The 15415-nt window shown below is 48.7% G+C and carries 14 protein-coding genes; 11 read left to right on the top strand and 3 right to left on the bottom strand.

Features of this window, described 5'->3' with window-relative positions:
* Nucleotides 1–6: 6 nt before the first annotated feature.
* The 7 genes from ACE5KN_RS15675 to ACE5KN_RS15645 all read left to right on the top strand — a co-directional run bounded on the left by ACE5KN_RS15675 (nt 7) and on the right by ACE5KN_RS15645 (nt 7214).
* On the top strand, nt 7–864 hold the full coding sequence (locus ACE5KN_RS15675) for a carbohydrate ABC transporter permease (protein WP_375524776.1): 858 nt from the start codon (nt 7–9) through the stop codon (nt 862–864).
* Nucleotides 865–1064: 200 nt separating this feature from the next.
* Nucleotides 1065–1577 carry a MarR family winged helix-turn-helix transcriptional regulator gene (locus ACE5KN_RS15670; protein WP_375524647.1) on the top strand — a complete coding sequence of 171 codons (513 nt, stop codon included), beginning with the start codon at nt 1065–1067 and terminating at the stop codon, nt 1575–1577.
* Between the two features lie 74 nt (nt 1578–1651).
* Complete coding sequence (locus ACE5KN_RS15665) at nt 1652–3001, top strand: HlyD family secretion protein (protein ID WP_375524646.1); 1350 nt, start codon at nt 1652–1654, stop codon at nt 2999–3001.
* A complete protein-coding gene (locus ACE5KN_RS15660; RefSeq protein WP_375524645.1) occupies nt 2985–4166 on the top strand; it encodes an ABC transporter permease in 1182 nt (393 codons plus the stop codon). Before ACE5KN_RS15665 ends, ACE5KN_RS15660 begins: the two co-directional genes overlap by 17 nt.
* A gap of 182 nt (nt 4167–4348) precedes the next feature.
* Complete coding sequence (desA, locus tag ACE5KN_RS15655; RefSeq protein WP_375524644.1) at nt 4349–5404, top strand: Delta(5) desaturase DesA; 1056 nt, start codon at nt 4349–4351, stop codon at nt 5402–5404.
* A 77-nt stretch (nt 5405–5481) separates the two neighbouring features.
* Nucleotides 5482–6618: a sensor histidine kinase gene (locus ACE5KN_RS15650; protein ID WP_375524643.1), complete on the top strand. Its 1137-nt coding sequence runs from the start codon at nt 5482–5484 to the stop codon at nt 6616–6618.
* On the top strand, nt 6615–7214 hold the full coding sequence (locus tag ACE5KN_RS15645) for a response regulator (RefSeq protein WP_375524642.1): 600 nt from the start codon (nt 6615–6617) through the stop codon (nt 7212–7214). The genes ACE5KN_RS15650 and ACE5KN_RS15645 overlap by 4 nt, the downstream gene beginning before the upstream one ends.
* 51 nt (nt 7215–7265) lie before the next feature.
* Here the strand turns inward: ACE5KN_RS15645 and ACE5KN_RS15640 are convergent, their stop codons facing one another.
* Nucleotides 7266–9875, bottom strand: coding sequence for a discoidin domain-containing protein (locus ACE5KN_RS15640; RefSeq protein ID WP_375524641.1), 2610 nt, complete (start codon nt 9873–9875; stop codon nt 7266–7268).
* A gap of 343 nt (nt 9876–10218) precedes the next feature.
* Here ACE5KN_RS15640 and ACE5KN_RS15635 point away from each other — a divergent pair, with 343 nt between their 5' ends.
* Together ACE5KN_RS15635 and ACE5KN_RS15630 are read left to right on the top strand one after the other, a co-directional pair.
* Nucleotides 10219–10365 carry an RtcB family protein gene (locus ACE5KN_RS15635; RefSeq protein WP_375533108.1) on the top strand — a complete coding sequence of 49 codons (147 nt, stop codon included), beginning with the start codon at nt 10219–10221 and terminating at the stop codon, nt 10363–10365.
* Nucleotides 10366–10446: 81 nt separating this feature from the next.
* On the top strand, nt 10447–10794 hold the full coding sequence (locus ACE5KN_RS15630) for an RtcB family protein (protein ID WP_375533107.1): 348 nt from the start codon (nt 10447–10449) through the stop codon (nt 10792–10794).
* Between the two features lie 223 nt (nt 10795–11017).
* Here ACE5KN_RS15630 and ACE5KN_RS15625 read toward each other — a convergent pair whose 3' ends face one another.
* Entirely contained in the window at nt 11018–11131 is a 114-nt protein-coding gene (locus ACE5KN_RS15625) for a putative holin-like toxin (protein ID WP_375524640.1), read from the bottom strand.
* A gap of 198 nt (nt 11132–11329) precedes the next feature.
* Nucleotides 11330–12250 (bottom strand): LysR family transcriptional regulator, encoded by a 921-nt coding sequence (locus ACE5KN_RS15620; RefSeq protein ID WP_375524639.1) that lies wholly within the window; start codon nt 12248–12250, stop codon nt 11330–11332.
* A 195-nt stretch (nt 12251–12445) separates the two neighbouring features.
* Here ACE5KN_RS15620 and ACE5KN_RS15615 point away from each other — a divergent pair, with 195 nt between their 5' ends.
* Both ACE5KN_RS15615 and garD read left to right on the top strand, forming a co-directional pair.
* Nucleotides 12446–13807: an MFS transporter gene (locus tag ACE5KN_RS15615; protein ID WP_375524638.1), complete on the top strand. Its 1362-nt coding sequence runs from the start codon at nt 12446–12448 to the stop codon at nt 13805–13807.
* A gap of 36 nt (nt 13808–13843) precedes the next feature.
* Nucleotides 13844–15379: a galactarate dehydratase gene (garD, locus tag ACE5KN_RS15610; RefSeq protein ID WP_375524637.1), complete on the top strand. Its 1536-nt coding sequence runs from the start codon at nt 13844–13846 to the stop codon at nt 15377–15379.
* Nucleotides 15380–15415: the final 36 nt, after the last annotated feature.

The raw sequence follows: 15415 nt of genomic DNA, 5'->3' as shown, positions 1-15415 counted from the left end.
TATGCAATGAACCGCGGATTGGGGAACAGCAGGGGGATATGGAGCCGGGCAGGAACTGGCCTGCTGTACGTGGTTCTCATTGCCGCAGCCGTCCTGCAGCTTCTCCCGTTAATCTGGCTGCTGCTTTTTTCGCTGAAAAACAATCAGGAAGTGTTCAATCTGCCGCCCTTTGCCATCCCGCCGCAGCCGCATTGGGATAATTACGTCAAGGTATGGAGCAGCGGCAATATCGGCACTTATTTCATGAACAGCGTTTGGATTACGATCGTATCGCTCGTGCTCACGGTGCTGCTGGCCAGCTTTGTCACCTTTGCGGTCACGCGCATGAGATGGAAAGGCAGCTCCATTGTGCTGGGCTTGTTTATGGTCGGGCTGATGATTCCCGTCCATTCCACGCTGATTCCTTTGTTCAGCATGTTCCAGAAGCTGCATTTAACGGATAGCCCGCTGTCCGTGATCATCTCTTACGTCGCCTTTAATATGCCGACTACGATCATGATTTTGCTCGGATTTTATTACGCTTTGCCGGGAGAGGTGGAGGAGGCGGCGGTGATGGACGGGTGCTCCGTGAACCGGATGTTTTTCCGGATTGTGCTGCCGATGACTTCTTCCGTCATGGCGACAACCGCGATCATTAACATGATCTACAACTGGAATGAGTTCATTTTTGTGAATACCTTTATCAGCTCGGATCAATATAAGACGCTGACGGTCGGTGTGCAAAATTTCATCGGCCAGTATACGACAGACTGGGGAGCCATCGGTGCCACGTTAATGATCAGCATCCTGCCCATTCTGCTGGTGTTCCTCATCCTGAGCGACCGGATTGTGGAAGGAATTGCGGCAGGCTCGGTCAAAGGGTAGGATGCCGTTTTGCCGGAAATCCATAAAATCGTAAAAAATGCAAAATGGAAAGAAACCGTCTCCTGGTAAATGGAATTTTGATTCGACATCACAAGGAACGGTTTCTTTGTGTACCTTACGCCCATTCCATTTTTATCTTGACCAAAATTAGTTCGGTGCCGTATTATATGATTGCGAATAATTATGAAAGGAGTGCGGAAATGAACTTTGATGTCAACTTCAAAGGTAACGAAGTGGAAGTGCGGGTACGAAAGCTGGCGGAGCATTTTCCTCAATTGGAGTGGGATTCCCTGTACACCATGATGACTTACATACACACAACTCATGAAGTATACAATGAAATGAGCGGCAAGTTGTCCGAGCACAATCTCTCGGTCGGCAAAATGAAAATCTTGATGCCTTTGTTTGCGTATAGAAAAGCCTTGACTCCATCGGAGCTGGCTGTTTACTCGGGGGTTACGCGCTCCACGATGACCAGTGTGATTGACGGTCTTGAACGCGACGGTTATATCAAACGGGCCAGCCTGAATGACCGCAGAATGACAGCCATTCACCTGACGGAGAAGGGTGTGGAGCATATAAATACGGTGGTGCCAATGTATGCTTCCTTTGTCTCGAATCTAATGCAGGATTTTACAGAGGAAGATCATAAGATATTTGTGGGACTTCTGCATAAGCTTCGCACCGGATTAGAAAGGTTCAAAGATAGTTGAACCCTTCTTTCCCTAATAATTCGACGTCGTACTATATGACGGCTTATAAATTATTTTTAAAAAGGAGAATAGATATGCTAAAGAAATTTATCCCTTATATTCTACTGGTTGTCGCCCTTGGCACTGGAGGGATATTAATGGCGATGAGCGGCAAGGACGCAGTAAGCATGGCTGCGCAAGAGAAGGACACCCTGCTTGCCGCAGATACAGTGAATGCTTCTTTTCAGGGAGTAGGCGGCAAGGTCAGCACCATTAACGTCAAGGAAGAGCAGCGGGTCAAAAAGGGAGATGTGCTCATGACCCTGGACCCGGTGGACAAAGATCTTGAAATCGTAAAGCTGAAATCGCAAATTGCCCAGATGGACGTGCAAATTGACCAGGCCAAGGGCTCGCTTAACATCCAGTCAGATAAAATCACTGAATCCGAGAAGCAGGCCCAGCTTGACATTCAGGCGGCACAGACAGCCGAAAGCCAGGTGAACCAAGGGGCCCGGGCCGAGGATATCCGGCAGCAGCAGCTGGCGGTCGCGTCTGCGAAACAATCTGCAGAGAATGCATTAACGGCAGTGGAGACAGCCAAACAAAATGTTGAAATCGCGAAAAAGACGGTCACATCCCGGCAGAAGTCGCTTGATCTGGCCCAGACGAGCTACAACCGGGTCAAAGCTTTAAAAGAGAGCGGTGTAGCGACCCAGGCAGACCTGGACAAGGCACAAAATGACCTGGATTCGGCCAAAATCGCACTCGAAACGGCACGGGGTCAGCTCGAAATTGCCAATGCGTCGGTAGCAACGGCATCCAAACAAGCGGATATCGCGCAAAATGCGGTTGCACAGCAGCAGGCTTCCTTGGAGAAAATGCAGGCAGGAGCCACAGCCGAGGAGCGTGAGCAGGCCCGTCTTAAGACCGAGAAAGCCAAAGAGGCATTGAACCAGACCTCGCAGTCCAGAGATGAAGTCGAGAATGGGAAATACAATGTGAATCTGCTGGTGAAGCAGAAGGAGGCTCTGCAGGTCCAGTTAAAATCGCTGCAGCTGCAGCGCGACCGTACAGTATTGAAGGCTCCTGTAGACGGTAAAGTAACGAGGGTTGTGCCCAAGCTTGGGGAGAACGTATCCGCAGGTTCTACGGTCATCATGATCGAAACGGATGAACTGTACTACGATCTCTATGTGGGTGAAGAGGATGTCGCCAAATTCCAGGCCGGTTCCAAAGTAACCTCTCATATTGTGGCCTTGAAGCAGGATGTCGAAGGCACGGTGGAGTACGTTACTTCTGCCCCGCAATACACCAATATGAGAATGAGCCGTGACAAGGGACAGTCGGATACCAGCTCATTTCAGGTCCGTGTGCGGGTGCCGCGCACTGAAAATCTGCTTCCGGGCATGACAGTGGAGGTACAGGTGGATGAAAGCGCTGATTGATGAATGGAAGCATATGCTTGGCGGCAAGAGCGTTTTTATTCTGCTGCTTGTGCCTATCGTCGTTGCAGCAGTGTTCGGTTATGTTTTTAAGAATAGCCAGATCAATGAAGGGCCGGTTGCTGTCGTTGATCTGGACCATAGCTCGTATAGCAGTCAGTTGATTACCAAGCTGGATGCTTCCCAGTATATCAATGTTAAAAGGGTCTTCGAGAATGATACCGATCCGGATATGCTGCTCTATAATGAACAGTTTTCTGCAGTGATTTACCTTCCCGCGGGACTGGAAGCAAACAGACTGCAGGGAAAACAAAGCAATATTGGCTTCTATGTGGACAATACCGTCGCACAGGCCACAGCCAGCTTGCGGACAGGGGGAACGGAAGTAATCACGGCAGAGAATGCTGCGCTTGCTGCCGGTAGCTTGAAGGCTGTTGGTTTGACCGACAGCCAGATTTCAGGCATGACCTCCAATATGGTGGTCCAGCAGCGACTGCTGTACAATCCGACCAGCAGCACGTTGATGAGCTCGGTAATAGGATTTGTCAATACGGTCATGCTTTCCCTGATCGGCAGTGCTGGCCTGTCCATTGTTCCCCGTCTGCGGGCAGAGGGGCGTCTGCAGGAGGAATTGAATCATCCCGTAGGGCTTCTGCTGCGGGTATTGCCGTACGCTTTGGTTGGATGTATCTCGTTCTTCCTGTCCATCGGTTTGATCAAGCAGCTTGGAGGACTGAGGTTTGAAGCGGGCATGCTGGAAATGTTCATTCCGTTTATGCTGTATACGACAACGCTCAGCCTGTTTGCGATGGCACTTGGTTGGAGTGCCGCAACTCCGGCAAAAGCATCGGGAAGAATCATGATTCTGATGATGCCTTCATTCCTGCTGAGCGGTGCCCAGCTTCCTGTAGCGATGCTGCCCGGTCCGCTGCAGGCTGTCAGCAACATCCTGCCTCTGACCTGGCACTTCAAGTTTCTGCGTGGCATGGGGTTTAAAGGTGGCGAGCTGCGCTATTTTATTCCCGAGCTGGGCGGCATGCTCATTTTGCTGAGTGCATTTGCAGCGATCATTTTAGTCTTGATGGCGGTTGAGAAAAGGAAGCTGAGCAAGGCGGAAGCCAAGGAGGATAGAGCTCAGATATCCCAGTCGCAGAGCTTGGCTCATTGAAAAACGGCAGGTCAAGGACATTCCTTGCCTGCCGTTTTTTGTAGCCTATATGACATTTGTCATACTCCAGCATTGACGTTTGTGACTACCTGCTCCGGATGCATTTATCTATGATAGGTATAGGGTGCATCCGGAGGTTTTAATACGGCAGCACTTGCGACAATATGGAGGAGGAACAACGTATGACCCGACATGACAACCTGTCCAGTTTGAAAAAGGAAGTTGCCCCGTATGAACAAATTAATGAAAAATCGAGTGTATTCCAGCTTGCCAACACCCTTATACCATTGATTGGGCTTTGGTATGCGGCTTATTTAAGCCTCGCCGTATCCTATTGGCTCACACTTCCCATTACGATCCTCGCGGCCGGTTTTGTTGTACGCACGTTCATTATATTTCATGATTGCGGTCATCAGTCCTTCTTCAAAAGCCGTCGTGCCAATGATATTCTGGGCACCATCACAGGCATTATTACACTTTGTCCATATGTGCAGTGGAAGAACACGCATGCGATCCATCACGCAACGAGCAGCAACCTGGATAAGAGGGGAACGGGAGACATGTGGGTGCTCACGGTTGAGGAATATGCGCAGGCATTCTTTTGGACGAGAACGGCATATCGTGTGTACCGCAATCCGTTCGTCATGTTTGTTGCCGGGCCCATCTATGTGTTTCTGTTTTCATACCGCTTTAACCGCAAAGGGGCCAAACGCAAAGAGAGAGTAAATACCCACATCACCAATGTTTCCATTGTTATTTTATATACCCTGTTGTGCTGGGCTATCGGCTGGCAAGCCTTTGTGCTGGTACAGGCGCCAATCTTTTTTGTATCAGGCATGCTGGGGATCTGGCTGTTTTACGTACAGCATCAGTTTGAGGAATCGTATTTTGAGCATGATGAAGAATGGAGCTATGTGAACGCGGCCGTGGAAGGAAGCTCTTACTATAAACTGCCGAAGCCTTTGCAATGGATTACGGGAAATATCGGCTTCCATCATGTTCATCATTTGAGTCCGAAGGTACCGAATTACAATCTGGAAAAAGCTCATAATGCCGCGCCCCCGCTGCAGAAAGCGACGACCATCACCATTCGAACCAGTTTGCAATCGCTGCAATTCCGGCTGTGGGATGAGGAAAGGAAGGCTTTTGTAGGTTACAGCAGTGTGAAACGGAAGCAGAGCAAGCCTGATGCTGCGCCTAATCGGATCATCACCAAGCCCAATGTTCAAGGTGAATAATCCTCAGCCGAAATTGTGTTAAAATGATTGAAACGCTAAACGGTTCAGTGATCAGAAGCGGCACAGGGAGGACGGCAATGCAGAAATGGTATCAGATTTTTCATCGCAGTACAGGGCTTAGTCCATATGTATGGGTTGTCCTGTATATTCTCCCATTTTACTTTATATTTCGTTCGTCCTCTACGTATCAGGTCGTACTGGGCTGTATTATGATTATCGCTTTTTTTGCTTGTTATGTTTTGTCTTTTCTGTCAAAGGGCTGGCTCGTATACTTCTGGACCAGCATGCAAATTATGATTTCCATTACGATGACGCTTTTGTTCGGCTATGTGTATTTTTCACTCTTTCTGGCGTTCTTTATCGGGAATATCCGGAACCGGGCCGGTTTTGTCACGTTATACACGATTCATCTTGTGACGGCCATTGCAACGATCAATTACGGTTTCGTTTCACGGAATCCGGTGTTCATTTCACAGCTGCCTTTTGTTTTGGTCAGTACGCTTGGCATCATTCTATTGCCTGTCACCACGTATAACAGGAATAAAAGTGACCGTCTGATGGGAGAACTGAATGACGCCAACAAAAGAATCTCCGAGCTGGTCAAGCTGGAGGAGAGACAGCGCATAGCCAGGGATCTGCATGACACGATCGGTCAGAAGCTATCTTTGATCGGGCTGAAAAGTGACCTGGCAGGCAAGCTGATCACTCAGGATGCGGAACGGGCCAAGGCCGAAATCGAAGATGTGCGTCAGACAGCCAGGAATGCATTGAAGGAAGTGCGGGATATGGTTACCGAGATGCGGGGGACGAGTCTTGAGGATGAAATTTCCCGGATTCGGCAAATGCTGAAGGCGGCCCAAATCACGCTTACTGTAGAGGGTGATCCCCATCTGACAAACGTTTCCTTGCTGAATGAGAATGTGCTGAGCATGTGCCTTAGGGAAGCAGTGACGAATATTGTCAAGCACAGCAGCGCAAGCGCCTGTTGCGTCAGGATTGAGCCGTCCAGAACGGAGCTGACATTAACAGTGGAAGACAACGGAACAGGCCTGCCTAAGGAGACCGTTCATTTCCGGGGAAATGGGCTGCGCGGCATGAAAGAGCGCCTTGAGTTTGTCAATGGGAGCATGGTTGTCCGTTCAGACAATGGCACAAGGCTGATCATACAGGTTCCCAATGTTCTTGAACAGCCGGTAAAGGAGGCAGATAAATGATCACGATTGTAATCGCCGAAGACCAGCGAATGCTGCTTGGGGCTCTGGCTTCCCTGCTGGATTTGGAAGAGGATATGAAGGTCGTCGGCCAAGCGGGAAACGGTGAGGAAGCCGTACAGTTGGTGCGTTTGCACCAGCCGGATGTTTGCATTATGGATATCGAAATGCCGTTGAAAAGTGGTTTGGAGGCCGCCGAGGAGATGAAAGGGCTTGGCTGTAAAGTACTTATTTTGACAACCTTTGCGCGTCCCGGCTATTTTGAACGGGCATTGAAGGCAGGCGCACATGGTTACCTGCTGAAGGACAGCCCGAGCGAGGAACTGGCTTTCTCCATCCGCAGCATCATGGCCGGGCGAAGAATATACGCTCCCGAGCTAGTGGATGGAGCATTTGGAGAGGAGAATCCGCTGACCGAAAGGGAGAAGGAAGTGCTGCTGATGATTGCCGAGGGCAAGACGACCAAAGAGATTGCCGGCGCGCTGTATCTTACGGCCGGCACGGTCCGCAATTATATTTCGGTGATCCTCGACAAGCTCAATGTCAGCAACCGGATCGAGGCCGTTACCCGCTTTAAGGATAATGGCTGGTTTAAATAAAAGATGCCGTCTTTCGAATACAAGGCGGCATCTTTTACTTGTTCTTAAAACTTAATAAATCTCCAACTCATTAATACGGACATATCCAAGTTGATGACTCGGCCCTTTGCGCGCGACCACCCGGATTTGGGATGTCTGGACTGTAGGGAAGGAATGGGACCTGTACTCATTCGTGTTGCCTGTAACTGCGGCCAGATTTACCCATGACGAGCCATTCCAGTATTGGAAGTCATAATCGGCCATTGGATAGCCGGTGGATGTATAAAGCTCGATCCTGCTGATGGCTGCGGGCTGGCTAAAAGAGACGACAACATGCTGCGGCAGAGGCGAGCCGTAATTGTTGGCCCAGCTGTAAGCCTCACCGACTGTGGTGTTGCGGTCACCGTCATTGATTCTGGCAACAGAGTAACCAGGAAAGGTCGTATCCGCTGTAATGGAAGCAGACCGGGCTACGTTCACCGCTCCGTAAATCTCCAACTCATTAATACGGACATAACCAAGCTGATGGGAAGGCCCTTTGCGGGCGACCACCCGCACCTTGGAGGTCTGTACGCCTGCGAATGAATGGGTTCTGTACGTTTCCGTATTGCCGGTGATCTTCACGAGGCTGGCCCAGGCTGAGCCGTTCCAGTACTCGAGATCGTAATCGGCCAGGGGATATCCGGAAGAAGTATACAGATCAATCCGGTTAATGCTGGCTGCCTTGAGCATTTCAACTGTTACATATTGAGGCAGAGGCGTCCTGTTATCATTGGCCCAGCTATAAGCCTCGCCAACCGTCGTGTTGCGGTCACCGTCATTGATCCTGGTTACCGAATATCCGGGATAGGTGGAATCGGCGGTAATTGTTGCCCCCAATGCCAGATTGGTTGAACTGCCGGATGACGGCTCTTTTCTCAGATTCACCAGGTTCCAGCGGAATTCAAACAGATCAAAATTTTTGCCGATAGCAGTAGCGTCCCCCTCTACCAGCGCGTCAATCGTCAAAGTCATGGTATATGGAACATTGAGGCTGCTTGTCCAGGCTCCCTTACCCTCGATTCCCGCAAACACTTTGACCCCCACAAGACTGATACCGAGCACCTCTAAACCCACTTCCGCCTGTGCGCCCGCTCTGGCGGTTAATGTGCCTTCAATCTGGTGTGTAACGTTTAAATGCCTGTCCACACTGCTGTAAGGCTTAATCGTGCCAAGCCGAGGGATGTATAAGAAGTTTTTTCCTTTCACTCCTGCTTCAAGGGAATAACCCTGGTCGACAACAAATTCAAAGCTGACGTTTCCATCAATGCCGATGACAAGGAAGATGCCAACCGTCGCCTTCCCCACTTTTCCGGCATCCAGCTCCAGTCCGTAAAGCGGCACTTTAATTTCCTTTTCAAACTGTGCCTTGCCTTTAACGTACACATTGGCGCTTTCACCTGCAGTAAATTTCAGATCAAATTTATTATGTTTGTAAGTTCCCTTGAGCTTTGGGGCTTTGAGGGTCAGCGTTCCGCCCGCTTCCACGAGAGTTTCCTTGCCGCCGCTCTTTTGGTTGATCAGCTCTTTTTTGAAATTACAGACGAAGTCAGAGCCGGATTTGCTGCAGGATATGAAATCATCGGCACCGAATGTAACCATGTCCGTGTACACAGATGTGGGGACATCCGAATAGACCGCTGATGGAACGTCATTATAGACGGAGGACAAGACATCTGAAAAGGAGACAATGGAGCCGCCGGATGGATAGACCAGGTTGCTCTGATCAAACGTGACGGTTTGTTCAGGAATGCTGTAATATTCAAATAATTCTTCAAATTGGGGGATGGCGTACTCGACAACATAGCCGGATGAAGTAAGGATGGCAGCCACCTTGGTAATTTTAATGGATTGGTCGGTCGCTTCATCCAGGTAAATTTGATTGGTTACAAGTGTGGACGAAAGCTGTGCGTACTCAGCTGCAGTAATCGAGAAGCTGCCGGTTGCAGGGATTTCAGTAAACATATCTCCTGTAATGCCTATTTTCTGCCTGATCAGGCTTGGCATAGGAATGTTGCTTTTAAGCTTATATTGCACATTGGCGAATTCGCCTACGTTTGTAATCGGATTACTGATATCAAGACCATCGTCAGACACCGTGAACTCCATGCGGAAATAGGCCTCTTTAACCGAAGGATTATTGTAGGTATCTCCTATCCAGATCCAGCGGGCGGATGTATTGTCCGGCATTCCAGTCACAGACTTGTTCCAGGGAGACATCCCGTACATTCCGAAATCCGTTGCGTGCTGCCAGGAAGTATCATCAAAATTGGTTTGCTCCCACCCCGCGGTATGGGTTGCCGTCGTTTTCCAGTTAAAATCGGAAACGATGCTTTCTTCCTGATATACAAGATCTGCGAGAAGACCCGCCTGCATTTCAAGATTGGTTGCCTTGACGGCGATCACATTTTTGCCCTGCTGCAGGTCTAACTTAAAAGTGTTAGCCTGCGTCCACTGATTTCCTGAGCCTACCAGGGTACCATTGTGATAAAGGGTATATTCATTATCGGCTGTTAATGTAATCGTTGCGTTGGATGCCGCTGCGGATGCGGACTGCGTGATGATATTATTGCCTATACTTGTTGTTAGGAGAAGTGTGATGAGAAATATCGGGAAAAATTTGCGGATGCCAGCTTTGGTCATGGTTACATATACCTCCTGTTTTAAATTTAAAACGATTGGAGGTCAGACTTTCGCCGTAAGAAGCGTTTTAGCCTAGGCCGGTTACAATTTCCGGATTTCGCTGGACGCCGCGCGTTATGTACCAAGGGGAGGGCTCAAGAGTTCTGACTCCGGTTGGCAGACTGAATTAAGAAATTATGTATCATACCTCCTTTCAAAACTATCATAATAGCCAGTATGGAAAATATCAACACAAATCTATGATTTTGACAGAAAACATAGAAAGACGCCGAAAGACGTCGTCATACTTTCACCCTGTTCGTAAAAATAAGGATAGGTAATCTGCGCGGCAACGGGCAATGTCATGCAGGCGCTGCTGATGGCTGACCATCATAAAGGCTACAGCCAGCCGATCGGCGGTGTAGTCGCTTATGAGGGACAAATTTCCCCGTCAGGCGTGGGGTATGATATCGCATGCGGCAAGGCAACAAGGCGGTGCGGACACATTTGACGGCAGACGAGGTGCTGCCGCGCATCGGAAAGATCATGGACGAAATTGCCCGCCAGATTTCATTCGGTATGGGCCGGGTCAATGGCGTATATTGTGAAAGGAAAAGACACGGCGGAGAACCAGGACGCTTTTTACAGCACGGTTCATGGAGCAGGCCGCATTATGAGCCGTACCCGGGCAGCTGGAAAAATGAACTGGAAGACCCGCACCCGAACCGGGGGTGAAATTACGGTTTCCCAGATGGAAACGGCGGTCCGCAATTACGGTGTCGAGCTGCGCGGAGCAGGAACGGATGAAAGCCCGTTCGTGTACCGCAAGCTGCAGGAGGTGCTGGATGCGCACAAGGAGACGCTGGAGGTGCTGCATGTGCTGAAGCCCATCGGTGTATGCATGGCCGGGGCCAACGAATTCGACCCATATAAAGACTAAGCCATTTTCCTCCAAAAATGAAAATAGAAAAGTATAGAAGAACATGTGATTAACAATCAGCAAGAGGTGTGATATTATTTAGTAAAGGTTGTATATACTAAAAAAGAGTGAAGGATGCTGGTAACATCCCCACTCTTGGCAACAGCCGCTTTGAAGAGCGGTAGGCTGTGTGTTCAAAGTTTGGGTCCGAGAAATAGACCGTCAACCCTTCCACTGGGACGGTCTATTTCTTTTTGCTTTGGTTCAGAGCAATCACGATCGTAATGACCACACCAATAAGCGTTACAATTAACGCTCCGAATGCAATCATCAATGATATCGCTTGATAAACCTCCACGGGCCTCACCTCCCTTCCGGGAGACTAGCCGACCACCCATCCAAGCCATTCTGTTGTTAGGCATATTATACCATGTGTTATAGCTGGTTGATAGATGAAAGATAGTTCGTATAAAGTCAGTCATAAGCACCATAGGTTGAGCGCAGGGGGGAAGTACACCTGCGATCGACCTTTTTTAAAATAGAAATCGGAGAAGCTTCACGAGCAAACCTGTACCCTGTCGAGCCAATAATCCGTAGCCATGGCAATCAGCTCTTTTGCCGCATTGCTCAAGTAGCTGTCCTTTTTATAACTGGCCGTTACTTCCCACACCGGGTTCTGACGAATGGAAAAATAGGATACCGCAGAGCTTGGCTTTGCATAAGTAATGGGAAATACGGAGCAGCAAATGCCCTGAGCAACCATTTCAAATAAAGTATGACAGCTTCTGGTTTCCAATAAAATATGAGGGCTTATGTTTTCTTCATTGATCAAATGATTAAAGATTTCCCTGAGGGTGGAGCCTGTTTGCATGACAGCAAAAGAATCGTTTTCCAGAAGCTTCAGACTGATTTCCGGAAGGGGCTCGCCGAGTTTTCCGCCCACTTGTGCAAGGGGATGAGCAGAGGGAACACCTAAAATAATGCTTTCAAAGCATAAATGGATGTAGTTATCATTCGTTTTTTGAAAATCCTGCAGAGTTAAAAAACCGATGTCGATGTTCCCCTGCAAAATTTCAACCTGCTGTTTTTTGACGGGCATTTCGATCAGGTCAATTTTTACCTTTGGGAACTTTTTGTAGAAAGTTGGATAGATCGCGGCAAACATTTGCGTACCGCGTTCCGGCGTTAACCCGATAACTAAATTTCCTTCCCTTGTTTCAAGAATATCGTTGATCTGGTTATACGTATCTTTTTTGATTCTGAGTATATTTTTAGCGTTTTCTACATAAATTTTGCCGGCTTGTGTCAGGTGCCAATTATTCCTTGAACGGACAAATAGCTGTGTGCCTAGCTCTTTCTCAAGCTTTAAAAGCTGCTGGTTTAATGCGGATTGGGTAATGAATAGCTTTTCCGAGGCTTTCGTGATATTGTTCTCTTCTGCAATGTGGATGATATATTCCAGCTGCTTTAAGTCCATGATCAGAATTCCCCTTCCTTGCTCTTAAATTTATTAAGAGAAAACTAAGATTTATGACTTTTACTTCTTGTATGCTTACAGATTACGATGGTTTTGGAAAAAGAACAAGATATTGAGGAGGTGTTTTGAAAGCGTTTTATTCAACTCACGGGTGAGCATGTAATACTAAAACATTTTAGGGAGGGCTACTGAAGCATGGCTATACACAGTCCGAAGGTTTCAAACCAAGTTTCTCCTGGGGTAGAGTATGGAAAGAAAACCCGTGTCCGCTACATGATTTTATTTATACTGTTTGTCATCACGACGATTAACTATGCCGACCGTGCAACGATATCGATCGCCGGGACCCCCATGTCGCAAGAGCTTGGCCTGGATCCGGTTCTTATGGGATATGTATTTTCGGCTTTTTCGTGGGCATACGTGCTGGGTCAGCTGCCCGGAGGATGGTTTCTTGACCGCTTTGGCTCGAAAAAGATCTATACCTTCAGCATTTTTTTCTGGTCACTGTTTACGTTATTGCAGGGTTTCGTAGGATTCTTTAGCGCAGGGTTGACGATCGTGATGTTATTTGTGCTTCGTTTTATGGTGGGTTTGGCGGAGGCTCCGTCGTTTCCGGCGAACAGCCGAATCGTATCGGCCTGGTTTCCGACCAAGGAACGCGGCATGGCATCGGCTATTTTTAATTCAGCCCAATATTTTGCAACAGTCATCTTTGCTCCCATTATGGCCTGGCTCACAAGCTCTTTCGGATGGAAATTCGTGTTTATCATTATGGGCCTTGTCGGTATGGCCATGTGCGGTGTATGGGTGAAGACGGTATATGGCCCGAAAGATCATCCCAAAGTAAATAAAGCGGAACTGGAATATATTGAGGAAGGCGGTGCCCTTGTTCATCTGGATCAGGCTAAGGAGGGAAGTCAACAAAGCACGCCCAAATGGGGTTACTTAAAGCAGCTGCTTACCAATCGTATGACACTGGGAATCTATATTGCGCAATATTGTTTGAATACGCTTACTTATTTCTTTCTGACCTGGTTTCCTGTCTATCTTGTTACCGAGCGCGGAATGTCCATTCTGAAAGCCGGCTTTGTTGCTTCACTGCCCGCCCTTTGCGGATTTGCAGGCGGAATTTTGGGAGGGATCATTTCCGATTTCCTGCTAAGAAGAGGAAAGTCCTTGTCAGCAGCGAGAAAAATCCCAATCGTCATTGGCATGCTTCTGTCGACCTCCATGGTGATCTGCAATTATGTAGAAGTGGATTGGCTGGTCGTTTCCATTATGGCTTTGGCTTTCTTCGGGAAAGGCATAGGCGCATTGGGATGGGCGGTTGTATCGGATACTTCTCCCAAAGAGATGGGGGGACTGAGCGGCGGAATGTTCAATACGTTTGGCAATCTCGCAGGGATTACGACACCCATCGTGATCGGGTATATTCTGCAGGCAACGGGCTCTTTTAATGGGGCGCTCATTTTTGTCGGGGCCAATGCCTTTATGGTAATCATTTGTTATTTGTTTATCGTTGGAGAGATTAAACGTTTTGAGTTAAAGCAAATCTGATTTTCTGGAATCTCGTACGGATAGGAGATAACCGACATGACTATAAAACAGACCGAAAGTGAAGAACCCCTATATATAAAAGTGAATCCGCAAGATAATATTGCCATTATCGTTAATACAGGCGGGCTGCCTAAAGGGACGAAATTTCCTTGCGGTCTCGAGCTGATCAGTAAAGTACCCCAGGGGCATAAAGTAGCGCTGCATGATATTAGTGAAGGTGAGCCCATTATTCGTTATGGTGAAATGATCGGCTTTGCATTGAAAACGATTGCAAAAGGCAGCTGGGTCGAGGAGGCTTTGATCCAAATGCCGACCCCTCCCCGTCTGGAGGAACTGTCGATTGCAACCCATGTGCCGAAGCGGCTCCCCCCATTGGAAGGTTACACGTTTGAGGGATATCGCAATGAGGATGGCAGTGCCGGAACGAAAAATATACTGGGGATTACGACCAGTGTGCAATGCGTTGTCGGAGTGCTGGAATATGCCGTAAAGAAAATAAAAGAAGAGCTCCTGCCCAAATATCCAAATGTCGAGGACGTCGTAGCATTAACCCATAATTATGGCTGCGGGGTTGCGATTAATGCGCCGGATGCGGTGATTCCCATTCGAACGATTCAAAACCTGGCTCAGAATCCGAACTTCGGCGGGGAGCTTATGGTTGTCGGGTTAGGCTGTGAGAAGCTGGTTCCCGAAAGATTGGTGCCGGACGGGGATATGGGCAAAATCGTATCCCTACAGCAGCATGCCGGATTTATTCCCATGGTCAAGTCCATTATGGAGATGGCTGAAGCCCGGCTGGATAAGCTGAATCGGCGTCAGCGTGTCACATGCCCCGCTTCCGATCTGGTAGTCGGTCTGCAGTGCGGGGGGAGTGATGCCTTTTCCGGGGTGACCGCTAATCCGGCAGTAGGTTTTGCCGCTGATTTATTGGTACGCGCAGGCGCGACGGTTATGTTTTCAGAGGTAACGGAAGTCAGGGATGCCGTTCATTTATTAACTCCCCGCGCAGCCAGTGAAGAGGTCGGCCGGGCCCTGATTCGGGAGATGCAGTGGTATGACGAATATTTACAGCGCGGTCAGGCAGACCGGAGCGCCAATCCCTCACCCGGGAATAAAAAGGGCGGGCTCGCCAATGTGGTGGAAAAATCGCTCGGATCCATTGTTAAATCAGGCACCAGCCCCATTGTTGGCGTTTTATCTCCCGGGGAAAGGGCTGCAGAAAAGGGATTGATTTTTGCGGCAACACCTGCCAGCGACTTTGTATGCGGAACTTTGCAGCTAGCCTCCGGCATCAATTTACAGGTGTTCACTACGGGCAGAGGGACGCCATACGGCTTGGCTGTAGCTCCTGTGATTAAGGTTTCCACCAGAAATTCTTTGGCTGAGCAATGGCATGATCTCATTGATCTGAATGCAGGCCGAATTGCAACCGGAGAAGCGACCATAGAAGACGTGGGCTGGGAATTATTCCACCTGATCCTGGATGTCGCCAGTGGGCGCAAGAAGACATGGGCGGATCACTGGGGGATCCACAACGATTTGGCATTATTTAACCCTGCACCTGTAACCTGAGAATGCTGACAAAAACAATTTGTGAGAGGAGAGTGC

It is taken from the genome of Paenibacillus terreus, assembly GCF_042138595.1.
In the GTDB taxonomy this organism is placed as follows: Bacteria; Bacillota; Bacilli; order Paenibacillales; family Paenibacillaceae; genus Paenibacillus; species Paenibacillus terreus.
This window is presented reverse-complemented; position numbering and strand designations above follow the sequence as displayed.